This window comes from Streptomyces coacervatus, from assembly GCF_029223485.1.
In the GTDB taxonomy this organism is placed as follows: Bacteria; Actinomycetota; Actinomycetes; order Streptomycetales; family Streptomycetaceae; genus Streptomyces; species Streptomyces coacervatus.
Genome location: NZ_JARHTP010000025.1, coordinates 67887 through 81455, shown reverse-complemented (window position 1 = coordinate 81455; position 13569 = coordinate 67887). Strand labels below are relative to the sequence as shown.

Here is a 13569-nt window from a genome sequence, read left to right as displayed (position 1 = left end):
GCTGGAGGCGGGTGATGGAGATCCTTATGGTGGACTTAAGGGAGTGCTCAGCCTGGGATCAGGTAATACCGTGCGCGGCATGACCGACGAGGAGATCAGGGCGGCCGTCGCCGCCGACGTAGCGGCCGTGAAGGCCGTGACCGACGCCGCGTACCACCACTACATCGAGCGCATCGGGGTGGTGCCGCAGCCCATGGAGGCGGACCACGCGGCGAACGTGGCCGCGGGGAGGGTGTTCGTGACGGGAGACCCCGTGATCGGCCTGGTCGTGATCGAGGAGCACGAGGGCCATCTGTACCTCGACAACATCGCCGTCCACCCCGACGCGCACGGCAGGGGTGTGGGGCGGCGGCTGCTGCAGTTCGTGGACGCACGCGCGCGTGCGCTCGGTCTGCCCGAGGTCAGGCTCTATACCAACGCCCTGATGTGGGAGAACCAGAAGATCTATCCGAAGTTCGGTTATGAGATCGTGGAGCGGCGGGTGGACGGCCCCTACGACCGCATCCACTACCGCAAGCGGCTGGACTGACTGCTTCAGCCGTCCGGCCACCACGTTCGTGCGATGTCCTTTCGGACCTCCGGGCGCCCGGCGGGACGCTCGTCGGCCTCCTCGCGGACCTTGCGGGAGTCCGTCTTCCTCAGGGGCTTCTGCACAGTGGTGCGGCGCATGGCTGCCTCCTTCAGGTTCTGCCGGTGTTCCGCGTTCTCACGGAGGCAGACCCTTTCCGGGAGGGTGACTCATCGGTCCGGGCCTGTCTGTGGTGGCTGTCACGAATCGACTGTCAGTGGCGGGTGTCACTCTTGGGCTCATGAAGAACGACAACGACGGGTTGAGCTGGGCGGCTGTGGACTGGGACGCGGAGGCCGCCACCTTCGACGACGAGCCGGACCACGGTCTGCGCGACCCGCAGGTGCGCCGGGCCTGGGCCGCCCGGCTCGCCTCCTGGCTCCCCGGTCGGCCGAGCGACGTCCTCGACCTCGGCTGCGGCACCGGCAGTCTGTCGCTCCTCGCGGCCGAGCAGGGACACCGTGTCACCGGCGTGGACAGTTCCCCGCCCATGGTCGATCTCGCGAGAGCGAAGCTGGCCGGGCGTGACGCGGCGTTCCTCGTCGGTGACGCGGCGGCGCCGCCGGTGGGGGAGCAGCGCTTCGACGTCCTGCTCGTACGGCACCTGCTGTGGGCGCTGCCCGACCCCGGCCGGGCCCTGCGGCACTGGCGGGAGCTGGTGCGCCCGGGCGGCCGGCTCGTGCTGGTCGAGGGCGTGTGGGGGACGGTCAGCCCGGTCGGCCTGCCCGTCGACCTGGTCACCGGCCTGCTCGCACCGCTGGCCGGCGAGGTACGTGTGGAGCGGCTGTCGCAGGACGCACTGCTGTGGGGGAGAGAGGTGGCGGACGAGCGGTACGCGGTGGTGGCGCTGGTGTGAGTCCCTCATGCCAGCAGTGCGTCGAAGCCGCCCCCGCGGGCCAGCGTCTCCAGCTCGTCCAGGGCGGCGACGGCGGCGGCCGCGGCCGCCGGGTCCGTCTCCGGCAACCCGCTCTCGGCGAACTCGTCCTCGTCCAGTCGGAGCACGTCCCTGCCGTCCGCGGAGCGCCACAGGTCGAGGTCGAGGTCCTCGACGATCAGTTCGGTGCCGGAGAGCGTGGCGGGGCGGGTGATGTCGCAGTACCAGCCCTTCACGGTGCCCTCGGCGTCGCGGACCTCCTTCACCGCGTACCAGCGGTCGCGCCAGTAGTACTCGGTGAAGACGTCGCCCTGCTCGAAGCGGACGAAGCCGAAGTCGCGGACGGTGTCGCCCGCCCAGGGCGCGCGGACGACGATGCGCGTGCCGTCGTCGCCGAGCAGCTCCGCCCCGTAACGGATCTTTGTCCGGCCCGCCTTGACCAGGACGACCTCCAACTGCCCCGGCCGATCAGCCGAGTTCGCGGACATACCGCACCTCCGATGCACAGATCTCGTACCCGAACCACTTGTTGATCGCGAGCATGGGCTGGTTTCCGACGTCGTTGCCCGTGAGTGCCGTCGTGTATCCGGCGGCGCGGGCGCGGTGCAGGGAGGCGTTCTTGGTCAGCTTGGCCAGGCCGCGGCCGCGGTGGGCGCGGGCGGTGCCGGTCATGGCGGTGGCGTAGCGGCCGGTGGCGGGGTCCGTCCAGGCCACACTGAACGCGGCGGGGCGGCCCTTGACGAACGCGACCGTGGTCAGCTCCCGGTCGAGCAGCGGGTGCTTCCAGTTCTCCTCGACCCAGGTCTCGTAGTCGGTGAACTCGGTCTCCACATCGCTCGGTTCGTCCGACGTCGTCTCCGCGTCCAGCTCGAACAGCGGGCGCGGATCGTCCCCGAAGTCCGCCGCGGAGCGCAGCTCGATGCCCGGCGGCGGGGACTGGAGCGGCGGGAGCGTCTTGCCGGTCAGGTCGAGGCGGAGGAAGTGGGCGGAGCGGCTGGCGCGGTAGCCGTGCCGCTCGGCGAAGGCCCGGTTCGCAGGCTCGTCCAGGACCCAGGCGAGCAGTTTCGTCGCTCCGTGGGCGGTCAGGTGCTCCTCGGACGCGCGGACCAGGAGGGTGCCCGCGCCGCGGTGCGTGCGGTCAGGGCGTACGTAGATGTTGAGCATCCCCTGGCCCGGCTCCGGGCTGTCGTACGCCAGCTGCACCTGGGCCGAGCCGATGACCTCCCCGTCCTCCTCCGCCACAAGGGACCTGAAGCGGGCGTCGGGGTGGGTGTGGGCGAGGCGGTGGACGATGGCGTCCGGGGTCCACAGAATGTGCGGGAGGGCCAGATGCCGGACATGGGCGAAACTCTCCACGTCGGCCCGGTCGTCGGGGCGGAGATCGCGGACGGTCACTGTCATTGCGCGCACGCTACGGGGAAGGCGCACCCGGGTGCCTCTCATTTTCGGGCTGGTACGGGACAATCGGCAGCGTGACCTTGAAGATCCACATCGACGACAGTGCCGCGCCGTACGAGCAGGTGCGGGCGCAGATCTCCGAGCAGGCGCGGGCGGGGGTGCTGCCGGTCGGGTACCGGCTGCCGACCGTGCGGGGGCTGGCCGAATCGCTGGGGCTCGCTGCGAACACGGTCGCCAAGGCGTACCGGGCGCTGGAGAGCGACGGGGTGATCGAGACGCGGGGGCGCAACGGTACGTTCGTCGCTGCCGCGGGCTCGGCGGCGGAGCGGGAGTTGGCCTTGGCTGCCCAGGCTTACGTTGAGCGGGCTCGGCGGCTTGGTCTTGCGCAGGCCGATGCGCTGGCGGCGGTACGCGATGCCCTGCGGGCGGCTTACGAGGGGTGAGCAGTTCCCGGGGGTGCTGCGATGCGATTGGCCATCGATCGTCTGCGGGTCCGTTGTGGCTGGTCGCGCAGTTCCCCGCGCCCCTTTGAGGGGGGCGTTGGTCAGCGTCGGGCCGTGAGTTCCGGTGTGCGGGTTGCCGTCAGGCCGGCTCTGGTTGCCGTTCGCCCGAAGGCGACCGCGTCCTGCACCGCGGCCCCGCCGGGGTCGTTGTTGAAGTACGTGTATACGTCCCGGGTGTCGGGCCAGGTGGTTGCGATTCGGTCCACCCATGTTTCCAGGGAGCGGCGGCCGTAGCGGGGCCATGGGCGGGCGCGGCCCTCGTGGAAGCGGACGTAGCCCCAGTCGGTGGTGCGCCACAGCGGGGTGGTGGGGTGGGCCTGGACGTCGGCCCAGCACAGGGCGGCCGCGCGGGATTCCAGAACCTTGCGGGTCCGGTCCGTCCACCAGGAGTCGTGGCGGGGCTCCACCGCGATCCGGGTGCCGGAAGGGAAGCAGGCCAGGCATGCGTCCAGCAGGTCCGGGTCGCAGCGCAGGGTCGGCGGCAGCTGCAGAAGCACCGGACCCAGGCGGTCGCCGAGGCCTGCCGCGTGGGTCATGAGGCGGTCGACCGGCTCCTCGGGGTCCCGCAGGCGCTTGATGTGGGTCAGATAGCGGCTCGCCTTGACCGTGACCACGAAGTCCGGCGGCACCCGCTCCCGCCAGCTCTCGAAGTTCTCCCGTGTCGGCAGGCGGTAGAACGCGTTGTTGATCTCCACCGTGGCGAAACGGGTCGCGTACTCCTCCAGCCACAGCCGCGTCGGACACTCGGCCGGATACAGGACTCCCCGCCAGTCCTTGTACTGCCACCCCGACGTCCCGACGAACAGGGTCATACGTCCATCAAAACACCGGACGCCTACAGATACAGCCCCGCGTCCACCCCGTCCCGCGGCTCCGGCAGCGCGGTCGGCGAGGTGCCCCGGCGCAGCGCGTACAGCTCGGCCAGCGTCGCGCCCTCGCGGCCCACGCCCTCCTCGGTGCCCAGCCAGCCGACGGCCTCCCCGCGGGTCAGCGGCCCCACCTCGATGCGGGCCAGACAGCGGCCCGGGCGGACCACGGCCGGGTGCAGACGCTCCAGGTCCTCGTTGGTCGTCACACCCACCAGGACGTTGCGGCCCTGGCCGAGCAGGCCGTCGGTCAGGTTCAGCAGCCGCGACAGCGCCTGGCCCGCCGTGTGCTTGGCCTCGCCGCGGATCAGTTCGTCGCAGTCCTCCAGGAGCAGCAGCCGCCAGCGGCCCTTGCCCGTCGAGTCCTCCTCGCCGATCGCGATGTCCATCAGATAGCCGACGTCGGAGAAGAGACGCTCGGGGTCGAGCACACAGTCCACCTGGCACCAGTCCCGCCAGGAACGGGCGAGCGTGCGCAGGGCGGAGGTCTTGCCGGTGCCCGGCGGGCCGTGCAGCAGGAGCAGGCGGCCCGCGATGTCCTCCGGGGTCGTCTTCATCAGGCGGTCCATCGCGTCCGCCACCGGCCCGGTGTAGTTCTCCCGCACCTCGTCCCAGGTGCCCGCGGAGATCTGCCGGGTGGTGCGGTGCGGGCCTCGTCTGGGGGAGACGTACCAGAAACCCATCGTCACGTTCTCCGGCTGGGGTTCGGGCTCGTCCGCCGCGCCGTCCGTCGCCTGGTCGAGGACCTTCTGCGCCAGCTCGGCGCTGGTCGCCGTCACCGTGACGTCGGCGCCGCGGTTCCAGCGGGAGATGAGCAGCGTCCAGCCGTCGCCCTCCGCCAGCGTCGCGCTGCGGTCGTCGTCACGCGCCATGCGCAGCACCCGGGCGTCCGGCGGCAGCAGCGTCGCCCCGGAGCGGACGCGGTCGATGTTCGCCGCATGCGAGTACGGCTGCTCGCCCGTCGCGAAGCGGCCGAGGAACAGCGCGTCGACGACGTCGGACGGCGAGTCGCTGTCGTCGACGTTGAGCCGGATCGGCAGAGCGTCGTATGGGTTGGCAGACATGGCGTCCATGATCCGGCACGAGGCCGCCGTGTGCACCCGGTTTCCGCGGTGCGCCGGGTGTGTCGCCTGTGGCTCGTGGCTTCCGATGTGTCCGCTCCGTCCTGTTACAAGGCTGTGCATTCACAACATCTGCCCTACCCGGCATCCACGCGATTACTGTTGCCCTCGATGGGACGTCATGAGTGGACCTCGGGGGCACGGCGGTGGCGGCTCACCGCGCTGCTCGGCGTGGGCATGGCCGCACTGGCGCTGATCGTGACCCTGATCAACACCCTTCCGGACAGCGGCGGCAGCACCGCGGGCACCTCGCGCAACGGCGACACGGTGCACGGCACCCCGGTGACCCCGCCCGACCAGGACCGGCCCGAGGTCGGCTGGGGCTTCACACACACCCAGCACAGCGCCGACGAGGGCAGCTCCACCGCCACCGAGCGCGTCGAGGGGCTGCTCTCGGACGCCGGAGGGATGCCGCAGGACCAGGCCGTCATGGGCTGGGGCGCGGACAACCCCGAGCCGGTGAAGGGGCGTTACGACTTCGGCGCGATGGACCGCCGTATCGACTTCATCCGCAAGTCCGGCGGCACCCCGGTCGTCACCCTGTGCTGCTCCCCGGACTGGATGAAGGGCGGCAAAGCCGGCGTCGACAACACCAACTGGAGCCAGTCCGCGCTGGAGACGGCCCCCCTGCCCGAGCACTACGCGGACTTCGCCGCGCTCGCCGCGACCGTCGCCAAGCGCTATCCGGACGTACGCCACTTCATCGTCTGGAACGAGTTCAAGGGCTTCTGGAACGACGCCAAGGGCCGCTGGGACTACGAGGGTTACACAAAGCTGTACAACCTCGTGTACCAGGCCCTGAAGAAGGTCGACAAGGACACCATGGTCGGCGGGCCGTATCTGGTGATGGACAGTGTCGACCCGCGTGCCGACGAGGCTTCGAAGACGTTCAAGGGTGCCTGGGGCGCCATGGACCAGCGGGTTCTCGACGCCTTCGACTACTGGAACAAGAACAAGGCGGGCGCCGACTTCGTCGTCGTCGACGGCTCCAGCTACACCAACGACGACGACATGCTGCCGAACGAGTTCGGCGCCACCGACAAGTTCACCGAGGTCGGGAAGTGGGTGCGGCAGCAGACGCACAACCTGCCGCTGTGGTGGTCCGAGTACTACGTCGAGCCCGCCGACGGCAACGACGAACGCAAGGGCTGGTCCGAGACCCGCCGCGTCGCCGTCCAGGCCGCCGGAATGATCGCCATGGTCAAGGGCGGCGCCTCCTCCGGCTTCTACTGGAACCCGGAGGACGAGAAGGGCACCGACTGCGCGGGCTGTCTGTGGACGCCGACGGACAGTTCGGACGGGGGCAGGAAGCTGCCCATGTTCGACCTGGTGTCCCGCTTCAATCAGGAGTTTGTGCCGGGGACGAAGTACCGGACCGTGTCCGTGGCCGCCGACGACGTGCCCAATGTGCGCGTCCTCGCCACCGACAAGACCGTCCTCGTGGTCAACACCCTCGGCCGGTCCATCAGCGCGCAGGTCGACGGCAAGCGGTTCGACATGCAGGCGTACGAGGTGCGGTGGCTCAAGCGCTGAGCCACCGCACGGTCAATTCAGCGTCAGGAACCGCTGCACCAGCGAGGCCAGCAGCACCGCCAGCAGCGGCAGCGAGAACCAGAAGCTGCTCTGCAGCCACCGCAACTGCCGCACGCCCGGCCGCATCGCGACCCGCACCACCTCGCGCGCCGTCAGCATCACGATCAGCGCGAGGGCGGCCAGAGCGCCCACGACCGACCAGGGCGTCCAGGTGATCTGCGGCCCGATCGGACCCGGCTTCGGCTTCGGCACCTTGCCTTCGGGCTGCTTCTTGAGGGCGTAGAGGGTGGCGTCGTGGTTGACGTAGACCTTCGTCAGCTCGGGCCGCTGGTCCAGGTTCTGGATGAGCCGGGGCTCCCAGGTGTCCGAATAGCCGACGTCCATCCGGAGATAGGTCGTCTGGCCTGCATTGATCATCAGATACGAGTTCGGGCCCGCGTCCTTGAGCGCCTTGACCAGGCCCGACACCAGCACCGGGTCGGCCGGTGCCAGCGTGGGCACGTAGTTCACCCGCTCCATGTCCTTCGCGCCCCAGGGCATCGCCGGCGTCACGTCGTTGACCGTGTCGTTGCTCAGCCACAGCAGGCGGACGGTCGGCTTGTCGTGGGCGTACACGTAGTCCATGGCCGCGACCTCGCCGGGCCGCACCCGCTCGAACGGCTCGTTGCCCCAGCGGGCCACCAGGAAGCCGCCCATGAGCAGCAGTCCCGCCATCAGCGCGGCCAGCGGGGCGAGGCTGACGCGGTCCTTGTCGCGTTCCTCCGCGGTGACTCCGGTGCGTGGGAACAGGGCGAGGCCGGCCAGCAGGGCCGCGCCCGGCACCGCGAACATGAAGACGCGCAGGGCCATTTCGCCGCCGTACGACTGCATGCCGAAGCCCAGGAACGGCACGAACGTCAGCACCAGCAGTGAGCGCTCGCGGTACTTGTGGTCGCGCCGCCGCCACCAGCCCCAGCAGGCGAACGCCATCACGCCGCCGGCCAGCAGCACGCGCGCGTACAGGACGAGCTTGTGGGTGGAGTCGCCGCCCTGGATACGGCCGGAGACCGAAGTGGACACATTGCTGCCGACGCCGCCGACCCCGCCGAACAGCTCGTTGAAGTGCCCGGACCAGTAGGGCTCGGCCATGAAGCCGATCCATACCGCCACCACCACGGCGAACAGGATGGGCAGGCCGCGCAGTTCGGACCTGCCGATCAGGACGAGCACCGCGAGGACGCCCAGCATCACGAACGGCGTGAGCTGGTGGGCCGGGACGCTCGCCATGAACAGGCCGATCAGCACCCCGAGCAGGACGGCTTTCTGGCGTCGGCTCGTCGGCTCGACCTCCGCCTCGCCCGGCCGTTTCCTCGTCCAGATCACCCGCGGCTCACGGAACCAGACCAGCAGGATCGCGACGAACGCCAGATAGAGAAGGTAGGTGAAGCCCTGCGGGGAGAAGTAGTCCTGGCCCACCCAGCCGCTGAGCACGAAGATCCAGATGCCGGTCCACTTGGCGCGCCAGCTCGCCCGCAGCGAGCGCACCAGCAGGAACATCGGGGCCAGATAGAGGAGTTGGATGGTCAGCGGCCACCAGCGGATGAGCTCGGTGAGGTCCGTGACCCCGCAGGCCTTCGCGACGAACGCGGCCACCGCGAAGAAGCCCGGCCAGCTCCAGCGCGCGTCCAGGTCCGGTACGGCGGACCCGGTGCGGTCGATGTAGTCGAGGAAGCCGAGGTGCTGCCAGGCCGTCGGGAACCGCGGCTCGGTCTCGATCACCGCGGGCAGCGCATGCAGCGACACCACGGTCGCCAGCAGGGTGACCAGCAGCAGCGCCTTGTGCTCACGGCCCAGCCACAGCAGCGAGGCGAACACCGCAACCAGCAGCGCCGCCCCGACCAGCGTCGGCAGCGGCAGGACCGAGATGAGGCCGAGCCCGCCCATCTTGTCCAGATCGGCCTCGCCGAGCCGTAGCGCGGGCACCCAGTAGAGCAGTAGCGCGGCCACCAGCAGACACCCGAGGACGACTCCCAGGCGGGTCGGCCGCAGCCGCTCGCGCCATGAGAGCGACGGCGGATCGGGGACTCGTACGGGCGCTTCTTCCTGTGCGAGTTCCTGTACGAGCGATGCCTCCGCCTCTCGTACGACCTCCTCGCCCGCGCCGAGGCCCGCGCCGAAGCCGGGCTCGAACTCGGCATCGAAGGGCGCGTCCACCTCCATCTCGGCCGGTCCCAGGGAGGCTTCCGAGCCCGGCTCGCTCCCCCACTCTCGAATTCGCTCGAGCGGGGGGACCCCCATCTCGACGGGCAGGCCGACCTCCGGGTTCTTCGCCCAGGTCGGCCGGTGGTCGGCGCGCACCACGGGCGTGCCGGTGGGCGGGGTGCCCGGGCCCGGGCGGACGTCGGGGCGGCGCTCCAGGTGGTCGAAGTCGACGTGGATGCCGAGCGCAAGGGTGTCGGTGTCCAGCGCCCAGGCGGGCCCCCGCCTGCGGGGCTTCTCCGTGGTCGGGACCTCGCGCGCCCCCAGGTCGGCGAGGTCCCCGTCGGGTGCCGTCTCCTCGGGGACGGCGTCGGCAGGTGCGGCCCGGAGGGTCCGGTACAGCTTGGGTGCCGCGATGGTGACGATCACCGCGAGGGAGGAGATCTCGGCGACGCCCGCTCCGGTCAGCCCCATGCGGGGGAGCAGCAGCAGCGTCAGGCCGAGCACCAGGACGCACAACAGGCCCTGCAGCCAGGCGAGTCCTGCGGTACGGCTCTGTGCGCGCAGGACGGCGAAGTACGTCTCCATGACGACCCTGAGCAGCGCGCCGACCGCGAACCAGCGCAGCAGCGGCGTCGCCGCGTCCGCGTAGCCCTGGCCGAAGACACCGAGGATCCACGGCGCCCCGATGAACATCAGGCCGCAGATCGGCAGCATGATCCGGGCCATGCGCCTGAGCGCGGCCCGGGTGTTGGCGGCGAGCCGGGCCGGGTCGTGCGAGCCCTCGACGGTCAGCGAGGCGCCCATGTTGATGGCGAGCAGGTTGACCGTGCCGCCGATCGTCGTGGTGATGTAGAAGTACGCGTTGTCCTCGGAGCTGACCTGCGAGGCGATGATCACCGGGATCATATAGACCACGGCGAGCGAGAACAGTGAGCCGGTGTAGTCGCCCGCGAGGAACCTGCCGATCTCCTTCAGCGTCGGCGGCTTCGCGTGGTCCGCCGTGGCCTCGATCTGCCGGGGGACCAGCCGCCGGAACACCAGCAGGCCGAGCGGCACCACGGAGGTGGCGATCGCCAGGCACCAGGAGACGAAGACGCCGGTCGTCGGCATGCTGGCGGCGAGACCGACCAGCAGCGCCAGCTTCACCGCCGAGAACACCGTGTTGCCGACCGGCACCCACGGCGCACTGCGCAGCCCGGTCAGCACCCCGTCCTGCAGCGTGAGCAGGTTCCAGGAGGCCACGGCCATGATGAAGCCGAGGCCCTTGATCGGCCCGTGCAGGAAGTGGTACGACGGCCCCCAGGCGCTGAGGGTCAGCAGGAAGATCCCCGCCGCGAACGACACGACCACACAACTCGCCGCGTACGTACGGAAGATGAGGCGCCCGGTGGCGCGCCCCGCGACCGGGATGAAGCGGGCCAGGGCGCCCGTCAGGGTCACTGCCGTCAGCCCGGCGAGCAGCTTCATCGCGGCGATGGCGGCCGAACCCTGGCCCACCGCGGACTCGGAGTAGTAGCGGGCGGCGAGCAGCCAGTACCCCAGGCCCAGCACCGCGGAGATGCCGGTGTTGAGCATCAGGGCGTAGGCGTTGCGGAACAGCGGGCTGCCGCCCTTGGGGCGGCCCATTCCGGGCAGCCGAAGGCGGCGCCCCGACTGCTCGGGCGCCTCGGTCGCGGGCTGCGTGGCCTCGGTCGTTGTGGTCGTGTCAGACACGGGAACGGATGGCCTTCCGGCGGACCTGTCGTGCTCTGCGGACCAGGGCGTACCCCTTGGTGAGGGCACGGTCCCCGGCGAAGTTGCGGGCGATCGCGCGGCCCTCGACCAGCCGCTCGAACTCCTCGATGCCGGTGCCGCGGCGCACGGTCACCCGCTGCAGTGCGTACGGCCCCTGCCGGCGCCGCGCGAGCCCATTGCCGACGGCGAGCGCCTGGGCGTACCCCGTCTCCCGCACCGCCTCGCGCACCCGGCGGCTGGAGTAGCCGTACGGGTAGGCGAACGAGGCCGGGACGGTGCCCAGTTCGTCGGCGACGATCTCCCTGCAGTGGATCAGCTCGTGCCGCAGCGAGTCGTCGTCGAGCTGGTCGAGCTGCGGATGCGTGTGGCTGTGCCCGCCGATCTCGACGTCCGCGGCGGCCAGTTCGCGCACCTGCTGCCAGTCCAGCATGGTGTCGAGGCCGCCCCCGGTGTCGTACGCGCCCTCGATCCAGCCCGTGGAGACGAACAGGGTGGCCGCGAAGCCGTGCTTGGCGAGCACGGGCAGGGCGTGCCGGTGCACGCCCTCGTAGCCGTCGTCGAAGGTGATCAGGACCGGGCGGGCCGGCAGCGGGCGGCCCGACCGCCAACTCGCCGCCAGATCGGCCGTGTTGACCGGGGTGAGCCCCAGGTCGCCGATGAGCGCCATCTGCTCGGCGAACGCCTCCGGCGCCACCGACAGCGCGCGCGTGGCGTCGTTCGGCGCGGTCGCGACCGAGTGGTACATCAGGATCGGCACCGGTGTCTCCGTCATGAGATCCCCCCTTGATCCCCACCGCTGATCTCCACCACCGAGAACGTGGCTCCGCCCCGGCGGGCCCGTACGCTCCCCACCACGTACCCACCGGCGGCCGTGAGCACCCCGGCGACGATCGCGCCCGCCCGGCCCGCACCGCCCGGCCGGGCCAGCACGGCGTCGCGCAGCCCGCGCAGCACACCGGCCGGCAGCACCCGGGTGGTGTACCGGCGCTCGGACTCAAGTCCCTTGTCCGCACCCACACTTCGCGCCACCAGCGCCTTGGACAGACCCTCGGCGTACGCGCGCGTGCGGAAGTACCCGAAGTGCTCGCGCGCCTCGGGCACCCGGTGATGGATCACCGCACGGTCGTCGATCAGCAGGACCGCGTCCGGTCTGGCGCGGGTGAGCCGGATGCACAGCTCCGTCTCCTCGCAGCCCAGCGGGCGCTTGTCGCCGTCCCGCCCGATACCGGTCGCGAAGCCGCCCGCGGCGTCGAAGGCCGTACGGCGGAAGGAGGCGTTCCCGCCCAGGACGTTGCGCACCCGCACCAGGCCCGGCGGCAGCCCCTTGTACGTACACCCCACCACCCAGTCGAACTCCTCCGGGAACCAGGCCGGACGGCGGCCCGACGCCCAGATCGGCATCGTACGGCCGCCGACGGCCATCACCCGCGGATCCGCGTACCCCTCGGCGAAACGCCGCAGCCACTCCCGCTCGGCCACGGCGTCGTCGTCGAGGAACGCGATCACCTCGCCGCGTGCCGCCGCGATACCGGTGTTGCGGCCGGCGGACAGACCGCGAGGACCCGCGTTGGCGAGCACTGTGACGTCCTCGGCCTCCTTGTACTCCTTGGCCAGCCGGTCCAGCAGAGCCGGGTTGTGGTCGACGACCAGCAGGGTCTCCAGGGCAGGGTGGGACTGCGCCCGCACCGAGGCGACCGCCGCGAGGATGTCCTCCCAGCGGTCCTCGGTGTAGACGCAGATCACGACGGAGATGTCGAGATCGCTCAAGACACCTCTCCCCGCACCGAGTCGAGCCGATCCGAGTCGAGCCGATCCGAGTCGAGCATCGGCGAGTGGTGTTCCTGGCTGCGCAGCTCGCGCCGGTTGGACCGCTCCTTGAGGATCACCTTGAGCACCCGGAACCCGTCCCGCACGGCCCGCAGATTGCTCGCGCCGTGGATGCGCAGGTACTCGTAGCTCGGTATCTCCTGGACCTTCAGCCCTGCCTTGACCACCCTGATGTTGATCAGGGTCTCGATCTCGAAGCCGGTGCAGTCGAGGCTGATCTTGTCCAGGCAGTGCCGCCAGAACGCGTTGTAGCCGTAGCACAGATCGGTGTAGCGGGCGCCGAACTTGCGGTTGACGACGGTGCACAGCGCCCAGTTGCCGAGCTTGCGGATGAACGTCATGTCGTCGGTGCCGCCGCCGTTGGCGAAGCGGGAGCCCTTGGCGAAGTCCGCGCCCGAGACCAGGGCGGAGACGTACGACACGATCTCGTTGCCGTCGGCCGAGCCGTCCGCGTCGACCATCACGATGATGTCGCCGGTGCACGCCTCGAACCCCGTGATCAGGGCATCCCCCTTGCCCTTGCCCTGCTGCTCGACGACCTTGACGTTCGGCCACAGACCGCGGGCCACTTCGACGGTGTCGTCAGTGGAATTGCCGTCCACAAGAACCACTTCGTGTATCCAGTCCGGAAGTGTCTTGAAGACATAGGGAAGATTCTCCGCCTCATTCATGGCGGGGATCACCACACTCACCGGCGGCGCAATGGCCAGGTGAGAAGAGATCGGCCGGTATTTGCTGGCAATTGACGGATCTTGGTCCGTTGTCGCCGGCCGCAGAACAGAACTCATGAGTCTGATCCCTCTCGTCCGGTGGACCGCCCGCCCCTGGGCGGCCCGGCAATGTGTCCGGTTCGAAAGGGGGGTTCACGCCTGTGGCATGACGAAATGGATCTACGTGCACGCCGAGGCGCTCTGGCAAAGCTGGCCGCCTGCCGCCATGACGGCAGCCGGTCGCGCGGCACGAC

Annotated in this window: 13 protein-coding genes; 4 read left to right on the top strand and 9 right to left on the bottom strand. The window is 70.3% G+C overall.

Annotated features, from left to right (window positions below):
- Positions 1–79 precede the first annotated feature (79 nt).
- The gene (locus P2Q00_RS43485; protein ID WP_275780305.1) at positions 80–529 is read left to right on the top strand and encodes a GNAT family N-acetyltransferase; all 450 of its coding nucleotides are present in this window, start codon (positions 80–82) and stop codon (positions 527–529) included.
- 5 nt (positions 530–534) lie between these two features.
- Here the strand turns inward: P2Q00_RS43485 and P2Q00_RS43480 are convergent, their stop codons facing one another.
- Positions 535–669 carry a hypothetical protein gene (locus P2Q00_RS43480; RefSeq protein ID WP_123964172.1) on the bottom strand — a complete coding sequence of 45 codons (135 nt, stop codon included), beginning with the start codon at positions 667–669 and terminating at the stop codon, positions 535–537.
- A 140-nt stretch (positions 670–809) separates the two neighbouring features.
- Between P2Q00_RS43480 and P2Q00_RS43475 the strand changes: the two genes are divergently transcribed.
- Positions 810–1424, top strand: a complete 615-nt coding sequence (locus P2Q00_RS43475; RefSeq protein ID WP_275780304.1) for a class I SAM-dependent methyltransferase — start codon at positions 810–812, stop codon at positions 1422–1424.
- Between the two features lie 5 nt (positions 1425–1429).
- Here the strand turns inward: P2Q00_RS43475 and P2Q00_RS43470 are convergent, their stop codons facing one another.
- The gene (locus P2Q00_RS43470) at positions 1430–1930 is read right to left on the bottom strand and encodes a ribonuclease FAU-1 family protein (RefSeq protein WP_275780303.1); all 501 of its coding nucleotides are present in this window, start codon (positions 1928–1930) and stop codon (positions 1430–1432) included.
- Positions 1911–2843 carry a GNAT family N-acetyltransferase gene (locus tag P2Q00_RS43465; protein ID WP_275780302.1) on the bottom strand — a complete coding sequence of 311 codons (933 nt, stop codon included), beginning with the start codon at positions 2841–2843 and terminating at the stop codon, positions 1911–1913. The genes P2Q00_RS43470 and P2Q00_RS43465 overlap by 20 nt, the downstream gene beginning before the upstream one ends.
- A 71-nt stretch (positions 2844–2914) precedes the next feature.
- On the opposite strand from P2Q00_RS43465, the gene P2Q00_RS43460 reads away from it, so the two are divergent.
- On the top strand, positions 2915–3283 hold the full coding sequence (locus P2Q00_RS43460; protein WP_275780301.1) for a GntR family transcriptional regulator: 369 nt from the start codon (positions 2915–2917) through the stop codon (positions 3281–3283).
- A 101-nt stretch (positions 3284–3384) separates the two neighbouring features.
- Here P2Q00_RS43460 and P2Q00_RS43455 read toward each other — a convergent pair whose 3' ends face one another.
- Positions 3385–4155, bottom strand: a complete 771-nt coding sequence (locus P2Q00_RS43455; protein WP_275780300.1) for a DUF72 domain-containing protein — start codon at positions 4153–4155, stop codon at positions 3385–3387.
- A 23-nt stretch (positions 4156–4178) separates the two neighbouring features.
- Complete coding sequence (locus tag P2Q00_RS43450; RefSeq protein ID WP_275780299.1) at positions 4179–5273, bottom strand: DUF5925 domain-containing protein; 1095 nt, start codon at positions 5271–5273, stop codon at positions 4179–4181.
- 168 nt (positions 5274–5441) lie between these two features.
- Here P2Q00_RS43450 and P2Q00_RS43445 point away from each other — a divergent pair, with 168 nt between their 5' ends.
- On the top strand, positions 5442–6863 hold the full coding sequence (locus tag P2Q00_RS43445; RefSeq protein ID WP_275780298.1) for a GH39 family glycosyl hydrolase: 1422 nt from the start codon (positions 5442–5444) through the stop codon (positions 6861–6863).
- Between the two features lie 12 nt (positions 6864–6875).
- Here the strand turns inward: P2Q00_RS43445 and P2Q00_RS43440 are convergent, their stop codons facing one another.
- Genes P2Q00_RS43440 through P2Q00_RS43425 form a run of 4 tightly spaced genes read right to left on the bottom strand, consistent with a single transcriptional unit; the run spans position 6876 to position 13393 of the window.
- The gene (locus P2Q00_RS43440) at positions 6876–10757 is read right to left on the bottom strand and encodes a lipopolysaccharide biosynthesis protein (protein WP_275780297.1); all 3882 of its coding nucleotides are present in this window, start codon (positions 10755–10757) and stop codon (positions 6876–6878) included.
- A complete protein-coding gene (locus tag P2Q00_RS43435) occupies positions 10750–11550 on the bottom strand; it encodes a polysaccharide deacetylase family protein (RefSeq protein WP_275780296.1) in 801 nt (266 codons plus the stop codon). The genes P2Q00_RS43440 and P2Q00_RS43435 overlap by 8 nt, the downstream gene beginning before the upstream one ends.
- A complete protein-coding gene (locus P2Q00_RS43430) occupies positions 11547–12545 on the bottom strand; it encodes a glycosyltransferase family 2 protein (RefSeq protein ID WP_275780295.1) in 999 nt (332 codons plus the stop codon). Before P2Q00_RS43430 ends, P2Q00_RS43435 begins: the two co-directional genes overlap by 4 nt.
- Positions 12542–13393 (bottom strand): glycosyltransferase family 2 protein, encoded by an 852-nt coding sequence (locus tag P2Q00_RS43425; protein ID WP_275780294.1) that lies wholly within the window; start codon positions 13391–13393, stop codon positions 12542–12544. Before P2Q00_RS43425 ends, P2Q00_RS43430 begins: the two co-directional genes overlap by 4 nt.
- Positions 13394–13569: the final 176 nt, after the last annotated feature.

Bases quoted from the DNA above. Each gene is read 5' to 3' on its own strand.
- P2Q00_RS43485 (WP_275780305.1), top strand. From the start codon at position 80: ATGACCGACGAGGAGATCAGGGCGGCCGTCGCCGCCGACGTAGCGGCC.
- P2Q00_RS43480 (WP_123964172.1), bottom strand. From the start codon at position 669: ATGCGCCGCACCACTGTGCAGAAGCCCCTGAGGAAGACGGACTCCCGC.
- P2Q00_RS43475 (WP_275780304.1), top strand. From the start codon at position 810: ATGAAGAACGACAACGACGGGTTGAGCTGGGCGGCTGTGGACTGGGAC.
- P2Q00_RS43470 (WP_275780303.1), bottom strand. From the start codon at position 1,930: ATGTCCGCGAACTCGGCTGATCGGCCGGGGCAGTTGGAGGTCGTCCTG.
- P2Q00_RS43465 (WP_275780302.1), bottom strand. From the start codon at position 2,843: ATGACAGTGACCGTCCGCGATCTCCGCCCCGACGACCGGGCCGACGTG.
- P2Q00_RS43455 (WP_275780300.1), bottom strand. From the start codon at position 4,155: ATGACCCTGTTCGTCGGGACGTCGGGGTGGCAGTACAAGGACTGGCGG.
- P2Q00_RS43450 (WP_275780299.1), bottom strand. From the start codon at position 5,273: ATGTCTGCCAACCCATACGACGCTCTGCCGATCCGGCTCAACGTCGAC.
- P2Q00_RS43445 (WP_275780298.1), top strand. From the start codon at position 5,442: ATGGGACGTCATGAGTGGACCTCGGGGGCACGGCGGTGGCGGCTCACC.
- P2Q00_RS43435 (WP_275780296.1), bottom strand. From the start codon at position 11,550: ATGACGGAGACACCGGTGCCGATCCTGATGTACCACTCGGTCGCGACC.
- P2Q00_RS43425 (WP_275780294.1), bottom strand. From the start codon at position 13,393: ATGAGTTCTGTTCTGCGGCCGGCGACAACGGACCAAGATCCGTCAATT.